Here is a 15,676-nt window from a genome sequence, read left to right on the forward strand (position 1 = left end):
CATGACCCATTCCGCCTCGCCCCCCTTCCCGCCCCGTCGTACGCCGCGTCGCGTTTCTCGGCCACGGCGTGATGGGTTAACCAATGGCCGGCCATCTCGCGAGATCCGGCCTCGACGTGACCGTCTGCAACCGCACCGCAGCGAAAGGGGAATCGGCAAGAGCGCGCTGGGCGGCAGCCGTTTCGACACGTCGAGTTTGATCTGGCGTTGGCGGGCGCTTAAACAGGCAGTCGAATAATCGCGCCTCTCACTTCCACCACCGCAACGGCCGGCGCAAGTGATGGCGCTCTAACCGCACCGCCGGCCCCGCGTGCAAGAACGCCGGCAGGCCGTCAAGCGGCACACCGGTTGCGCGTTCGCGCTCCTCGTCGGCCTCGACGGTCTTGCTGGTGTCGATGAACAGCGCGGCCAGCACACCCACCGCGAGCAGCCCCGCCGAGATCGTGAACGGCACGTTGTAGCTGCCGGTCTTCTCGATCAGATAGCCGAACACCACCGGCGAGATCATGCCTGCCACGCCGAAGCCAGTGTTCATCATGCCGCCGGCCGTGCCCGCGTATTTACCGGCGATATCGAGCGGCAAGGTCCACAGCACCGGGTTGGTGATTTCGAGGAAGAAGAACGACGCCGACAGAAACCACACGGCGGTCAGCGGATTCGTGGCGGACACCATCGGCACCAGAAACACCAGCGATCCGCCCATGCCGACCACCAGCACCGCGCAGCGCGCGAAGCGCAGGCGTCCGGTGATCTTGAAGAGCTTGTCCGACACCACACCGCCGAGCGTATCGCCGATCACGCCCGCCAGCAGCGGTAATGCGGTGAACAGTGCCAGTTGCTTGAGATCGAAGCCACGCGATTCGCGCAGGTACGACGGCAGCCAGGTCAGATACACCCACAACAACCAGCCGTAGCAGAAGTCGACGAAGGTCACGAGCCACATGCGCCGGATCAGTTTGCGCCACGGCGTCGCCGCGTGTTTCGCGCGATCGCAATCGCCGGCGCGGTAGCCGATTTCCGTGGTTTCCTCGGGCGTGATGCGGCGGTTCTGCTCCGGCGAGTTCGTGAACACGAACAGGTAGAGCACCGTCCACGCCAGACTGGCGATACCGAGCAGAATGAACGCGTCGCGCCAGCCGCCGGTCGCCACCACCGCGAGCACGAGCGGCGGCGTCACGGCGCCGCCCAGACGCGCGAAACTGTGCGTGATGCCTTGCGCGAAGCCGCGCTCGGCAACCGGCATCCAATAGGTGAAGGCGCGGGTCGCGGTCGGAAACGCACCGCCTTCACCGACGCCGAGCGCGAAGCGCATCAGCACCAGCATGGTCACGCTGCCCGCGAAACCGGTGGCGAGCGTCGCCACGCCCCAGATCAGCGACAGCACGGTCAGCACGAGTTTCGGCCCGAACTTGTCGGCCAGCCAGCCGCCGACGATCTGCATTGCCGCGTACGGATACGCGAAGGCCGAGAACACGAGGCCGAGCTGAACCGTGGTGAGGCCCATCTCATGACGGATCAACGGGCCGGCTACGGCAATATTCACACGATCAATGTAAGAGATGAAGTACATCAGACACATGACCGCCAGGATGATATGGCGTGTTTTGATACGCCGGATGCGCGTTTCCATGCTGTCTCCATGCAACGTAGTTGCTGTCTTTTGTGTGTCGAGAGCGGCTTTTTGTCAGCCGCCGTTCGATGCTGCCGTTTCCAACGTCACGTGGGCACCAGCTTCAGCCGCTGCACCTTGCCCGAGGGTCCACGCGGCAATTCATCGACGAAACGGAATTCCTTCGGCGTCTTGTAGCGGCCCAGTTCGCGCAGGCAGTGCTCGCGGAGTTCGGCCGGGTCGGGCGCGGCGCGTCCGTCGTTTAAACGCGGCACCACGAAGGCGACGATGTCCTGCCCGTACGCCGGATCGGGAACGCCGACTGCGGCGGCATCCAGCACGCCCGGGTGGCGCAGCAAGGCTTCGTCGATCTCGCGCGGCGCGATGTTTTCGCCGCCCTTGATAATCAATTCCTTCGCCCGGCCGTTGATGTAGAAGTAGCCGTCCGCGTCGCGATAGCCGAGGTCGCCGGTGCGCAGCCAGCCATCGGCGGTGAACGCGGCGGCGGTTTCCTCGGGGCGTTTGTAGTAGCCGCCCATCACCTGTTCGCCGCGCAGAATCAACTCGCCGCATTCGTCGGCGGCGCAGTCGCGCCCTTCACGATCGATCACGCGCGCTTCGCCCCCGGAAGGCAGACCGATGCTGCCGACCCGCCGCCGCTCCATCTCGTACGGGTTGCTGAACACCGGCGCGGCGGTTTCGGTCATGCCCATCGTTTCGATCACGCCGATGCCGAAGCGTGCCTCGAACGCGCGATGATGGTCGGCCGGCAACGCCGCCGAGGCGCTGCGGCAAAACTTCAGCGCGGCCAGATCGTAGGTGCAGGCTTCGTCGGCATTGAGCAGATAGGCGACGATGGTCGGCACCACGTTGATCCACGTGCAGGCATGCAACGCGACGTCGCGCCAGAACGTGCGCGCGGAAAAGCGCGGCGTCATGACGGCCGACCCGCCATGAAACAGCGGCGCGAGCAGCGTCACCACCAGACCGTTGATGTGATAAAGCGGCAGGGAGGCGAGCACGCGATCGTCGGCATTCAGTCGATGTTCGGCGGTGATGTTGCGTGCGTTCGCAACCAGATTGCGGTGGCTCAGCAGCACGCCTTTCGGTGTGCCGGTGGTGCCCGACGTGTACATGAGCAACGCGACGTCGCCGGGAGCGGGGTCGCTTAAAGGGTCGGCGCGTTCTTCAGTGGCGAGCTGAGGGACGCCGCGCGGGGCAAGCGGCGTTGAAGCGGAACCCGACACCGGCCTGCCCGCCCCGTGTGCCCCGCTTTCCGCCAACGCAGGCTCACACCGCATCAGCAACGGCGGCGTCGGATCGTCCGGTTCCGTTTCGATCAACGCGATCTCGCGCGTCAGCCCTTCGGCTCGCAGACCGGCGAGCGCTGTTTCGATCGTGGCGTACGTGTCGCGCGCGGCAAAAATCATCCGCGTATCGGAATGGCCGACGATATAGCGCACCTGCGACGGCTGACACAGCAGATTCAGCGGATTCGCCACCAGCCCGCTATACATCGCGGCGAGCAACAGCCGCGCGGTCTGGATGCCGTTGCCCATGAACACCGAAATCACGTCGCCCGGCCGCAACCCGGCGTCCCTGAAACGCGTCTCCAGCACGCGGCAATCGTCGCGCAATGCGCCGAACGTCAGCACGGTCGCGCGACGCTCGGGGGCCACCGTTTCATCGTCGTCGAGGGCGGCCAGCAGAAAAGGCTGGTCGGGATATTGCACGGCACGCTCGTCGATCAGTGCGCGGAGCGTGGCGGGAGGGCTCATCGGCGTGCTCATCGACCGAACCTCGCAAAGAAGTCGCCGAGCAGGTCGTCCGGGTCCGGCACGCGCTCCTCGATCGGGTACGCGACTCGCGTCGTGTTCAGGTAGTGGCGGAAACCCAGGTTGCCCGAGAAGTTGTTGCGGCCCCACGTACCGCAGCCCATCGACAGTGAAAACGGCAAGCCGTTGTCGAAGTTGCCGCCGGTAGCGAGGCAATGCGCCTGATTCACGATCACGCGCGCCACCGGCAAGCTGACGCCGAGTTGCACCGCTTGCGCGGCATCGCTCGAATGCAGGCCGATCGAATGGCCGGCGCCCATGTAGGCGTAGATGTCGCGCACAACGTCGGCGGCGGCGGCGAAATTCGCCGCGCGATAAACGGTCAGCACCGGCGCGAGTTTCTCGCCGGAGAACGGATAGTCGCTGCCGGCCCCGCTCTCCTCCACCATCAGAAACGCGGGATGTCGCTCGGCTATCTCGTCGAGACCGGCCACGCGCGCAATCACCTCGGCGGATTTCGCGGTGCAATGCTCGGAGAGCTTGCCGTTGACCCACATCGCCGCCTGCAGGCGGGTTTTCTGCGCGGCATCGAGCAGTACACCGCCACAGGCGGCCAGTTCCGCCAGCATCGGCTGATAAACGGCCGCTTCGATCACGACGCTATTTTCGGACGAGCAGCTCGTTGCGTTGTCGAAGGTCTTCGAGCGCAGAATTTTTTGCGCCGCATCACGCAGATTCGCGGACGCAGTGACGATCGAAGCGACATTGCCCGCACCCACGCCGAACGCGGGCGTGCCGCTCGCATACGCCATCCGCACATTCGCCTGCGAACCGGTGGCGACGACCAGATCGCACTGCCGCATGAGCGCGGCGGTGGCGGCCTTGCTGATCGGCGCGGGCAGCATCTGCACGAGATCGGGGTCGAGCCCCGCCTTGACGAACTGCGCATGAATGAACTCGATCAGCAACGCGCAAGAGGAATAGCCCTTCGGCGACGGCGCAACGATTACCGCATTGCCGCATTTCAACGAATTGACGATCTTGTTGACCGGCGTCGCGGCCGGATTGGTCGACGGGGTGATCGCCGCTACCACGCCCACCGCGCGAGCGATCTCGACAATCCCGCTGGCGTCGTCGCGCGCGATCACGCCAGTGGTTTTCTGGCCATGCAGATCGCGCAGCAAGCCCAGCGTCTTACGGTAGTTCTTGCGAAACTTGTCGTCGGCGTTGCCGAGGCCGGTGTCGCGCACCGACAGATCGGCGAGCCGGCGGTTGCGCTGCGGCTCCATGATCGCCCACGCGGCCGCGGCGGCCGCGGTATCGAGCGCCTCTTGCCCCGCGTTTTCGAAAACACGCTGCGCCGCGCGCGCTTTCTCCACGAGTGCGGCAACCGCACGGTCGGCTGCGCCGTCCGTGCGTTCGCCCGCGACTTCGGCTCCTGTGGCCCTGACGTTCATATCGGTGTGCTCCGGATAGCGGTTTCGATTGCAGTGCTACTAATCTAGCCACCGACGCGCGGGCCGAAGTCCCGTTTTCCGCGCTAAGCGTCGCAGCGCATTCGCGCGCATCGGAAAGTGCGGAATTCGGTACTTTCCACAGTCCCGAAAACCAACCAATCCGATGCAGAATCAGACTTATCGCCACGTAGGCAAGGGAGCGGAATGTCGACGTCGAATCAGTCGAATGCAGCGGCGGTGCGCGCGTTTCGTGTGCTCGAAACGCTGGCCGAAGCAGGCAGCCCGTTGTCGATGACGGAGCTCGTCAACGCACTCGGTCTGCCCAAGCAGACCGTGCACCGCATCCTCGTGCAATTGATGGACGCGTGGCTCGTTACACGCGGCGCGGGCGACCGTCTGTACGAGTGCTCGCCACGCGTGCGCATGCTGGCCGTGAACGTGCTGATGCACGCGGGACCGGCCGCGGCGCGGCACGTTTTGCTGGAACAGCTGGTGGCGAAGATCGGCGAGACCTGCAATCTGACCATGCTGTCCGGCAACGACGTGGTCTATGTGGACCGCGTCGAAACCGAATGGCCGCTGCGGATGCATTTGCAAGCCGGCTCGCACGTGCCGCTGCATTGTTCGGCGAGCGGCAAACTACTGCTGAGTTTTCTGCCGAAGGACCGCCGCGAACGGGTGATTGAAACGCTGCCGCTACGCGGCTATTCGGAGCGGACCATCACCGACCGCGACGCGTTGCGCAAAGAGTTGACGACTACCCGCCGGCGCCTGCTCGCCATCAACAATCAGGAGCATCTGCAGGGGCTGATCGCAATCGCCGTGCCGGTCATGCTGGACCGCAATCGCGCGTGCGCGGCGATTGCGGTCCAGGCGCCGGTGGGCCGCGTCACGCTCGACGATCTGCTGGCCTTCGTGCCCGATCTGCGTTACGCGGCGGAAGAAACTGCGAAGACGTTTCGCGCGTAACGGAGGCCTCCGCCGCTCACCGCGCGTGCACCACCGAATCGAACGCACCCGCCCGTCTGCGCTCTATCGCACGCGCCGACAATGCCGACACCAGCGCCGAGAACAGCACATACGCGCAGACCGTCCACGGCTTGCCGCCATTCAATCGCATCAGGATCGTCGCGATAATCGGCGTAAGGCCGCTCGCGAAGATACCGGAGAACTGATACACGAACGAGATGCCGGTATAGCGGACTTTGGCGTCGAACAGCTCGGCGAACAGCGCGGCCTCGGGACCATAGACCATCGCGTAGAAGATGCCGAACGGAATCACGATCGCGGTCCAGATCAGCAGCGTGTTGCCAGGCTGCATTTCGATCAGCCAGAACGACGGAAACACCGACACGCCGCAAATCAGCGAACCCCAGAAATACACCTTTGCGCGGCCGATCCGGTCGGACAGGCTGCCGAACAGCGGAATGAAGAAGCACATCACGGCGGCCGCAATCATCACGCCGAGCAGCGCATCGGTCCGGCTCATCGAGACACGCTGCGTGAGATAACCGATCGAAAACACCGCAAAGATGTTGAAGAACACACCGTCGATATACCGTGCGCCCATGCCGAGCATCACCTCGCTGCGATAACGGGTAATCATGTCGACAAACGGAATTTTGGCTTCCCGGCCGCCGCGTTTGAGCGCGATGAATTCCGGCGTTTCCATCACTTTCGAACGGATATACAGGCCGATCAACACGAGCCCCAGCGAAGCGGCGAACGCAATCCGCCAGCCCCACGCCAGAAACGCCGTCTCGGGCAGCAGACGCGACAGGCTCGCGACCATCCCCGACGCGAGACACAGGCCAATCGACAAGCCGATCTGCGGCAAGCTCGCGTAGAGGCCGCGCTTTTCAGGCGGCGCGTATTCGTACGCCATCAGCACCGCCCCGCCCCATTCGCCACCCAGACCGATGCCCTGCAACACGCGCAGCGACAACAACAGAATCGGCGCCCAGATACCGATCTGCGCATAGGTCGGCACGAACGCGACGCCGGCCGTGGAAATTCCCATGATGATGAGCGTCAGGATCAGCGCCGACTTGCGGCCGATCCTGTCGCCGAAGTGGCCGAACAGCACACCGCCCAGCGGCCGCGTGACGAAGCCGACCGCAAAGGTCGAATAGGCGAGCAGCGTGGACACCAGCGGATCGCTGGCGGGGAAATAGAGCTTGTTGAAGACGATGCCGGCGACTACGCCGTACAGGAAAAAGTCATACCATTCGACGGTCGCGCCGATCACGCTGGCGAATGCAACGCGCCGGATAGTACGGGGATCGATTGCCATAGCAGTTGCTCCTCAATGGACGGCCGAGCCGCTTAGGTTCGCCACTCGTGCTCACACGCGGCCGGACGAAAACCCCAGCTGTCTCCTCCGGGGGTGTTGTTGGCAGACCGCGAGCCGTTCTTGAAGCCACGGCCTCGCGACTGCATTGCGCGGCACGTTTCGGCCGCGTTGCTTTGCACCTGCTTTGTTGCACCTGCGTCCTGCACCTGCAAACCGCTAAGCCGCCACCTTCGCCGTGGGCGCCACCGACGCGCCGCGATCGACGCCACGCGCGTCGTCGAGAATCATGTCCGACGCTTTTTCCGCCACCATCACGATCGGCACGTTCGTATTACCCGACACCAGCGTCGGCATGATCGAACAGTCGACCACGCGCAAACCTTGCGTGCCGTACACGCGCAAACGCTCGTCGACCACCGCGAGCGGATCGCCGGCGGTCCCCATCTTCGCTGTACCAGACGGATGGAAAATTGTCTGTCCGTATTCGCGGCAGAACTCGAGCAATTCGTCGTCGGTCTGGGCGTCCGCGCCGGGGCGGACTTCACGCTTCATCAGACCGGCCATCGGCTGGGCCGCTGCGACGCGGCGCGCGAAACGCACGCCCGCTATCGTCGTGCGGCGGTCGAAGTCGGTGTCGAGATAATTCGGCTGGATCGACGGCGCTTCACGCGGATCGGCGCTGCGGATCCGCACCGCGCCGCGCGATTCGGGACGTAGTTGGCACACCGAGTACGTGCAGCCGGGAAACGCGTGAACGTCGCCGCCCGCCGAGTCCGCCGAGAGCGTCGAGAAGTGAAACTGAATGTCCGGCGTCGCCGATTCCTCGGGCAACGCGCGGCAGAACATACCGCCCTGGTTGATGCCGACGGCGAGCGGACCACTACGCAGCAGCGCCCATTGCAGGCCCATTTTTGCGCGGCCCGTCCACGATCGCAGTTGATCGTTGGTCGTGATCGGCTTGCTGACTTCATAGATCAGACGGATCTGCAGATGGTCCTGCAGATTGCCGCCGACTCCCGCCCGATTGGCCACTACCGGAATACCGAACTCACGCAGCAGCGCGGCCGGCCCCACGCCCGACAGTTGCAGCAATTGCGGCGACTGCAACGCGCCGGCCGTCAGGATCACTTCGCGATTCGCGCGCACTTCCCTCAGTTCGCCATGCTGCCGGTACTGCACGCCACAGGCCCGGGTGCCCTCGAACAGAATCTTCGAGGCCATCGCGTCCGTTTCGACGTGCAGGTTCTTGCGTTGCCGCGCGGGCTTCAAATAAGCCACCGCTGTCGAACAGCGGAAGCCGCGCCGGGTCGTCAACTGGTAGTAGCCGACGCCTTCCTGATCGCCCGTGTTGAAATCGTCGACGCTTGCCACGCCTAACGAATTGGACGCCGCGATAAACGCGTCGACCAGTTCATGCCGCTGCTTGATGGTCGACGCCCACAACGGCCCGTCGACACCGCGCGTCGGTCCGTCGCCGAGTTCGTTGTGCTCCAGCCGCCTGAAGTACGGCAGACACTCGTTCCAGCTCCAGCCGCGATTGCCGAGCCGCGCCCACTGGTCGTAATCGTCTTTCTGACCGCGTACGTAGATCAGACCATTGATCGAACTGCTGCCGCCGAGCGTGCGGCCGCGCGGCCAGTAGAGCCGGCGGTTGTGCATGTTCGGATCGGGATCGGTATAGAAGCCCCAGTTGTAGACCGGGTGAAACATCGTCTTGCCATAACCAATGGGGATATGAATCCACATGAAGCGATCGGCGGGGCCGGCTTCGAGTAAACACACCGAATAGCGGCCGCCTTCGGAAAGCCGGTTGGCGAGCACGCAGCCCGCTGAACCCGCACCGACGACCACGAAGTCGAATCGATCTGCCATGTGACGTGTCTCCATCCGAGCAACCTGAGTTGCTGGTGTTTTATAAAAACCGGTATGTTTCGTCGAAATTTATGTTCAGCCGGTTTCTTGTTCAAGAAATTCCCGCTAAGATCGGCTCATGTGAAACAGAAACATGATTTTTTGTTTCAGTTTTCGCAATGACCGCCCCCGCCACGCTTGCGGACGCCGGGCACTCCTCGATCGACAGCAAGGAAGCTTATGCAGGCACCCTGCCCGTCTCCACGCAGCGAACCCCTGGCCGAAGACTCACGGGCGTTGCGCGCATTGGCGGTGCTCGAACAACTGGCGGCGGCGGGACAGCCGTATTCGCTGTCGCAACTCTCGCTGCGCCTGCACATTCCCAAAGCCACGCTAATGCGCCTGATCGAATCGCTCGAAGCGCAGGGCTATGTCACGCATCTGCCCGACTCGCGCGGCTCGGATCGCGGCATCACGCTAGGGCCGAAAGCGGCGCAACTCGCGCTCACCACACTGGCCAACAACACCTTCGGCCGCGCCTGCCGTTCGCTGCTGCGCGCGCTGGTGGATGCGCTCGGCGAGACCTGCAACCTGACCGCGCTCGACCGCGACACGGTGCTGTATCTGGAGCGCGTGGAGACCGCCGAGCCGCTGCGCCTGCATCTGCAACCAGGCACCCGCGTGCCGCTGCATTGCACCGCCAGCGGCAAACTGTTCCTTGCACAGATGCCGCCGGTCGAACGTCGCGCGATGCTGGCGCGGCTGACGCTCGAACGCAAAACCCAGAACACGCTGACGGAGATGAACCTGCTGGAAGCGGAACTCGACCGGCTCGCGGTGCGCGGTATCGGGATCGACAATGAAGAGCTGGTGCGCGGCATGGTGGCGGTCGCGGTGCCGGTGCGCGACGCGAGCGGCACGCATCTGCTGGCGGCACTGGCGATTCACGCGCCCACCGCGCGCGCGAATCTGAACGATCTGCTGAAGTGCGTGCCGCGGCTCAAGGAAGCGGCGCTGAAGCTTGCGCCGCTGTTGTCCGCCACGAACTCCCTGGAGCACGCGAACCATGACCGCTGACGCATTGCCGACGAGCGATCCATACGAGCCGACCGACGCTGCCGCCGCCGCGCAAACCGCCCGCGCGAAGGCCGGGCCACCTGAAACGGAACGGTACAATGAGGCCGATCCATTTTCCGGAACGGCAGGCATGACCAAAGCGGATACCCCGACGCTACGCGCCTTCGCGCTGCTCGAACACCTCGTCAACACCGACGGCCCGGTGTCGCTCGCCGACATCGCGCAAGACGTCGCGCTGCCCAAGGCGTCGCTGCATCGCATGCTCGCTTCGCTTGAGGCCGGCGGCCTGGTGATCCGCGAACCGGGGCAAAAAAACGCGTATGTGATCGGACCGCGTCTTGCGCAACTCGCGTTGGGCGTGGTGAGGCATCCCGGCACGCGGCGCTTGCGTCATGCGATTCTCGCGCGGCTGGTGGCCGATCTCGGCGAGACCTGCAATCTGACCATGCTGCATGAAACCGAGGTGCTGTATCTCGACCGCATGGAAGCGCCCTGGCCGTTGCGCCTCGATCTCAAACCGGGCTCGCACGTGCCGGCGTATTGCAGCGCGAGCGGCAAGCTGCTGTTGTCCATGCTGCCGCGCGAACAACGCTCGGCGCTGGTGCGCGCGTTGAAGCTCGAACGCTTCACGCAGAACACGATTACCGATCCGGAGTTGCTCGAGGCGGAACTCGACCGCACCGCGCACAAGCGCATCGCGATCGACAACGAAGAGTTTCTGGCCGGTATCGTGTGCGTCGCGGCGCCGGTGGTGGATGAGAACGGCGCATGCATCGCGGCGATCGCGGTGCATGCGCCGGTGTCGCGGGCGCCGTTGTCGCGGGCACTAGAGTTTGTGCCGCGGCTTCAGGAAGCCGCCAGAGAGCTCGCCAACACCTTTTGACGCGGTGTGTTGCGCAAAGCGCAATGTGAGGCGCACACCGGTTCACCCTTCCGCGGGCTTCTGCTTACGCACTAACCCGGCCAGCAGACGGACGCCTTCGTCGATCTTCTCCAGCTTGATCGCCGAGAAGCCCATCCGGAAGCAATGTTTCTGCTCCAGCCCATCCATAAAGAACACGTCGCCCCGTTCGATCAGAATGCCGTGCGCTTCGGCATCCGCGACAAGACGCTCCGCGTCGAGCCACGGCGGCCCTTCCACCCAGCATGACGCGCCACCCGTCACCGGCAGATAGCGGGCCTCGGGTAGATACGCGTCGAGTGCGGCCATCAGCGCCAGCGCACGCTCACGGTACGCAAACGCCAGCCGGCGCAGCAGCGCATCGTGGTGACCGAGCGACAGAAACGTCGCGAACGCCCGCTGAATATAGGCCGCCGGGTGACGCACCATCAGCCGCCGCAGCGCGCGCAATTCCAGCACCAGTTCGCGTGGTCCGACGATATAGCCCAGCCGCAAACCCGGCGCGAACGTCTTCGACAGACTGCCGATATAGATCACACGATCGGCCGTATCCAGACTCTTTAGCGCCGGATGCGGCGTGCCCGAAAAGTTGTTCTCGCTCTCGTAGTCGTCTTCGATCAGCACGAAATCGTGCTGCTGCGCGAGTTCCAGCAGCGCGTGGCGGCGGTCGATCGGCATGGTCGCCGTGGTCGGGCACTGGTGGCTCGGCGTCACGTACACGTAGTCGCACTGCGCGAACAGCACTGCATCCTCGACGGGACGCACGCCGCCCGCGTCGACCGGCAGCGGCACCAGCCGCGCGTTGCGGTTCTCGAAGATGTTGCGCGCGTCCGGATAGCCGGGGTTTTCGAAGCCCACCGTGGTGCGTTCGCGGGCCAGCAGATCCGCGACCAGATAAAGCGCCTGCTGGCAGCCGATCGTGATGACGATCTCGTCCGGCATCGCGAACACGCCGCGTCGCGGCAGCACGCGCGTGCGGATCTGCTCGATCAGCGTGTCGTCGTCGCGGCCGATCAGATCGGGCGCCCAGTTACGGATCTCCATCACCGAGAGCGCCTTCATGCAGCATTCCCGCCAGTCGTTGGTCGGGAACAGCGTCTGGTCGAATTGTCCGTAGATGAAGGGATAGTCGTAGTTCTGCCAGTTGCCCGGCTTGACGATGTTGCGCTGCGCCGACGGCGGCCGCTGCACGCGCTGCGCCCAATCGGGCCGCGCGTGCGCATCTTCGTGCCCATTCGCCGCGACCGTCTGCGTCGGCGTGAAGCCGTGGCGCCCTTCCAGCATTGCCGGATTAACGAAATGGCCGCTGCGCTCACGCGAAATCAGATACCCCTCTTCCACCAGCTGCTGATACGCCAGCACGACCGTATTGCGCGCGACACTCAATTGATCGGCCAATTCGCGGCTCGACGGCAGCGCGGTCTGCGGCGGCAACTGGCCGTCCAGAATCGCCGCCACCAGCATTCGCCGGATCTGCCCTTGCAGGCTCATGGTCGAGTCGCCCGGACGCTGAAAACGCTGCGTCCATAGGGCTGTCGCGGTACGGCTGGACATGCTTCCTCCTCAAATGACAGGGAGCCGGGCGGATGTGGACTCAACGATCGCCGCCGTCTGGCACTAACTTGCTCCATTTTTTACTGACGATACTCGACTCACCCCGTCCAACGCGATCGGGACAAGCACCGGTCGTGGCCACACGATCTCCCTGCTCCATCGGCAAGACCTTCTGAGACCTATTATGAAACGCCATAAAAACTCGACATCAAGGCCCTGGTTCCAATGGACGGCGCGCTGCGTGCTGTCGCTGCTGTTCGCCGCCACGGCCGCCCTCGTGGCGACACCCAGCCATGCGCAGGACCAGGACAAGGAGATCACGATCGCTTATCAGCAGATCGTCGATCCGTGGGTGGTCGGCATCGCGAACGGTTCGATCGAAAAAGCCACCGGCTACAAGATCAACTGGCGGCAATTCGAGTCGGGCGCGAAAGTGGCGACCGCGCTCGCTTCCGGCGACGTCAAGGTCGGCGTGATCGGTTCGAGCCCGCTCGCCGCCGCGGTTAGCCAGGGCCTCGACCTGCAACTGTTCTGGATTCTCGACAACATCAACCAGGCCGAGGCGATGGTGGTGCGAAACGGCGCCGGCATCACGAAACCCGCCGATCTGAAGGGCAAAACGATCGGCGTGCCGTTCGTCTCCACGACCCACTATCACACCATGTTCGCGCTGCAGCACTGGGGCATCGATCCGTCCAGCGTGAAGATTCTGAACATGCAGCCGAACCAGATCGTCGCCGCCTGGGAGCGCGGCGACATCGATGCGGCCTATGTGTGGAATCCCGCGCTCGCCGAGCTGAAGAAAAGCGGCAAGGTGCTGATCACGTCGGGCGATCTGTCGAAGCTCGGCAAGCCGACTTTCGACGGCATCGCGGTTGACCGCCAATGGGGCGAAGCGCATAAGGACTTCATGGCGAAACTCGTCAAGGCCATCGCCGACGCCGACCAGCAATACCGCGCCAATCCGGCGCAATGGAACGCGACCTCGGCGCAGGCCGCGGCGATCGCGAAGATGATTGGCGGCACGCCCGCCGACGTGCCGGAATCGCTGGCACTGTATGCGTTCCCGACGCTGCAGGAGCAGGCCTCCGCGCAATGGCTCGGCGGCGGCACGGCGAGCCGCGCGGCGCTGGCGCTCAAGGATACGTCGGAGTTTCTGAAGAGCCAGAAGCAGATCGGCACCGTGCTGCCCGACTACTCGAAGTTCGTGAACCCGGCGTATGCCGAGGCCGCGGCCAAACTCAAGTGACGTCGCCTTGGGCTTCAACAGAGATCGACGCGTTTCAGGAGGCACTATGGAAAACATGACAATCAGGAACGTCAGCGTGACGTTTCCGGGGCGTCGCGCCGGCCAGACCGTGCGGGCGCTCGACGACATCAACCTGACCATTCGCCCGGGCGATTTCGTGGTGGCGCTGGGCGCATCCGGCTGCGGCAAGACCACGCTGCTGTCGCTGATGGCCGGCTTCATCGCGCCGACCCAGGGCGAGTTGCTGCTGGGCGGCGAACCGATTGCCGGTCCCGGCGCGGATCGCGGCGTGGTGTTCCAGAAGCACGCGCTGCTGCCGTGGCTCAACGTGATCGACAACGCCGAATTCGGCCTCAAGCTGCAAGGTGTGCCGCGCGCGGAGCGCCGTGAGATCGCGGTGCGCAACCTCGCGCTGGTGGGTCTGCAGGACTTCCACAAACACATGATCTATCAGCTCTCCGGCGGCATGCAGCAACGCGTGGGGATTGCCCGCGCGCTGACCTGCGACCCGGCCATGCTGCTGATGGACGAGCCGATGGCCGCACTCGACGCCCTCACCCGCGAAACCATTCAGGAGTTGCTGCTCGACGTCTGGCAGAAGACCGGCAAGATGTATTTCTTCATCACCCACAGCGTGGAGGAAGCGCTGTTTCTGGCGAGCCGCCTGGTCGTGATGTCGCCGCGGCCGGGGCGCATCACGCACACCTACGAACTGGATTTCAACCGCCGTTTTCTCGACACGCGCGACGCCCGCGCGATCAAATCGAGTCCCGATTTCATCGCGATGCGCGAGCAGGTCCTCAACATCATTTACGGCGACGAGAAGCTGCACGCCGCCGAAGCCGGGGTGGCGCATGTTTAGTTCCAAATCCGCACAAGCCGTTCTGCGGCACGAGGTTTCGCCGATGGACACCAACGCGCCGATCGAGCCGCCGCGCCGGCCAGGCCGCAAATCCCGCGTGCTGGCGAAGAAACCCGCCCGTCCCGGCGACACCTTCGGCGTGCCGGGCCAGGGCAGCAGTGTCGTGACAAGTCTGATTACCGTGGCCGCGTTTCTCGGTCTCTGGTTCGCCGCGACCAATCTGCACTGGATCAAACCGCTGTTCCTGCCGTCGCCGCAGGCCGTGTACGCGAAGTTCATCTTCGTCGCCACCGAAGGCTTCGCCAACTCGACGCTCGCGCAGCACACCGGCGTGAGCCTCTTGCGCGTGTTCGGCGCGTTCGCGCTGGCCTGCGTCACGGCGATTCCGATCGGTGTGATGATGGGCGTGTCGCGTTTCGCGCGCGGCGCTTTCGATCCGCCGATCGAGTTCTACCGGCCGCTGCCGCCGCTCGCGTATTTGCCGCTCATCATCATCTGGTTCGGCATCGGCGAGTTTTCGAAAGTGCTGCTGATCTATCTCGCCATCTTCGCTCCGCTCGCCATCGCGGCGCGCGCCGGGGTGCGCTCGGTGTCGATCGAACAGATTCACGCCGCCTATTCGATGGGCGCCTCGCGCACGCAAGTGGTGCTGTACGTGATTTTGAAGTCGGCGATGCCGGAGATTTTCACCGGCATGCGGATCGGCATCGGCGTCGGCTGGACCACGCTGGTGGCCGCCGAAATGGTCGCGTCGACCAGCGGCCTCGGCTTCATGGTGCTCAACGCCGCGGAGTTCCTGGCAAGCGACGTCGTCATCATGGGGATCATCGTGATCGGCTTCTTCGCGCTCTGCTTCGACCTGCTGATGCGCTACCTCGAACGCGTGCTGGTGCCGTGGAAAGGCCGCGTCTGACGGCATGGGCGGCAGCACTCGCGGAAGCACCGCGCCGCGTCGCCCATCGCATACTGGAACATATTGGTACAAAACGTTCCACTTATTGTATTTTCGATTGACGCCCCGAAAACGCCGCCCTACATTCTAGACACC

General features: G+C 64.2%; 12 protein-coding genes and 1 pseudogene. 7 read left to right on the forward strand and 6 right to left on the reverse strand.

The window, feature by feature from the left end:
- Nucleotides 1-71: 71 nt before the first annotated feature.
- Nucleotides 72-179, forward strand: a pseudogene (locus B0G83_RS39600) (NAD(P)-binding domain-containing protein); the annotation flags it as partial.
- 68 nt (nt 180-247) lie between these two features.
- Here B0G83_RS39600 and B0G83_RS26195 read toward each other — a convergent pair.
- The 3 genes from B0G83_RS26195 to B0G83_RS26205 form a co-directional block, all read right to left on the reverse strand.
- Nucleotides 248-1,630 (reverse strand): MFS transporter, encoded by a 1,383-nt coding sequence (locus B0G83_RS26195; protein ID WP_105510296.1) that lies wholly within the window; start codon nt 1,628-1,630, stop codon nt 248-250.
- 86 nt (nt 1,631-1,716) lie between these two features.
- A complete protein-coding gene (locus B0G83_RS26200) occupies nt 1,717-3,387 on the reverse strand; it encodes an AMP-binding protein (protein ID WP_105510424.1) in 1,671 nt (556 codons plus the stop codon).
- A gap of 8 nt (nt 3,388-3,395) precedes the next feature.
- Nucleotides 3,396-4,841, reverse strand: coding sequence for an aldehyde dehydrogenase family protein (locus B0G83_RS26205; protein ID WP_105510297.1), 1,446 nt, complete (start codon nt 4,839-4,841; stop codon nt 3,396-3,398).
- A 204-nt stretch (nt 4,842-5,045) separates the two neighbouring features.
- On the opposite strand from B0G83_RS26205, the gene B0G83_RS26210 reads away from it, so the two are divergent.
- Complete coding sequence (locus B0G83_RS26210; RefSeq protein ID WP_105510298.1) at nt 5,046-5,810, forward strand: IclR family transcriptional regulator; 765 nt, start codon at nt 5,046-5,048, stop codon at nt 5,808-5,810.
- Between the two features lie 16 nt (nt 5,811-5,826).
- On the opposite strand, the gene B0G83_RS26215 is transcribed toward B0G83_RS26210, so the two are convergent.
- Nucleotides 5,827-7,134: an MFS transporter gene (locus B0G83_RS26215; RefSeq protein WP_105510299.1), complete on the reverse strand. Its 1,308-nt coding sequence runs from the start codon at nt 7,132-7,134 to the stop codon at nt 5,827-5,829.
- Nucleotides 7,135-7,350: 216 nt separating this feature from the next.
- Nucleotides 7,351-9,006 carry a GMC family oxidoreductase gene (locus B0G83_RS26220; protein ID WP_105510425.1) on the reverse strand — a complete coding sequence of 552 codons (1,656 nt, stop codon included), beginning with the start codon at nt 9,004-9,006 and terminating at the stop codon, nt 7,351-7,353.
- A gap of 219 nt (nt 9,007-9,225) precedes the next feature.
- Between B0G83_RS26220 and B0G83_RS26225 the strand changes: the two genes are divergently transcribed.
- Entirely contained in the window at nt 9,226-10,062 is an 837-nt protein-coding gene (locus B0G83_RS26225; protein ID WP_105510300.1) for an IclR family transcriptional regulator, read from the forward strand.
- A gap of 130 nt (nt 10,063-10,192) precedes the next feature.
- Complete coding sequence (locus B0G83_RS26230; RefSeq protein ID WP_105510426.1) at nt 10,193-10,945, forward strand: IclR family transcriptional regulator; 753 nt, start codon at nt 10,193-10,195, stop codon at nt 10,943-10,945.
- 42 nt (nt 10,946-10,987) lie between these two features.
- Here B0G83_RS26230 and B0G83_RS26235 read toward each other — a convergent pair whose 3' ends face one another.
- On the reverse strand, nt 10,988-12,517 hold the full coding sequence (locus B0G83_RS26235) for a PLP-dependent aminotransferase family protein (RefSeq protein WP_105510301.1): 1,530 nt from the start codon (nt 12,515-12,517) through the stop codon (nt 10,988-10,990).
- 184 nt (nt 12,518-12,701) lie between these two features.
- On the opposite strand from B0G83_RS26235, the gene tauA reads away from it, so the two are divergent.
- The 3 genes from tauA to B0G83_RS26250 are packed head-to-tail and all read left to right on the forward strand — an operon-like array spanning nt 12,702 to nt 15,541.
- Nucleotides 12,702-13,766, forward strand: a complete 1,065-nt coding sequence (gene tauA / locus B0G83_RS26240; protein WP_105510302.1) for a taurine ABC transporter substrate-binding protein — start codon at nt 12,702-12,704, stop codon at nt 13,764-13,766.
- Nucleotides 13,767-13,812: 46 nt separating this feature from the next.
- Nucleotides 13,813-14,628: a taurine ABC transporter ATP-binding protein gene (locus tag B0G83_RS26245; RefSeq protein ID WP_105510303.1), complete on the forward strand. Its 816-nt coding sequence runs from the start codon at nt 13,813-13,815 to the stop codon at nt 14,626-14,628.
- Nucleotides 14,621-15,541, forward strand: coding sequence for an ABC transporter permease subunit (locus tag B0G83_RS26250; protein WP_105510304.1), 921 nt, complete (start codon nt 14,621-14,623; stop codon nt 15,539-15,541). The genes B0G83_RS26245 and B0G83_RS26250 overlap by 8 nt, the downstream gene beginning before the upstream one ends.
- Nucleotides 15,542-15,676: the final 135 nt, after the last annotated feature.

This window comes from Paraburkholderia sp. BL21I4N1 (assembly GCF_002973525.1).
In the GTDB taxonomy this organism is placed as follows: Bacteria; Pseudomonadota; Gammaproteobacteria; order Burkholderiales; family Burkholderiaceae; genus Paraburkholderia.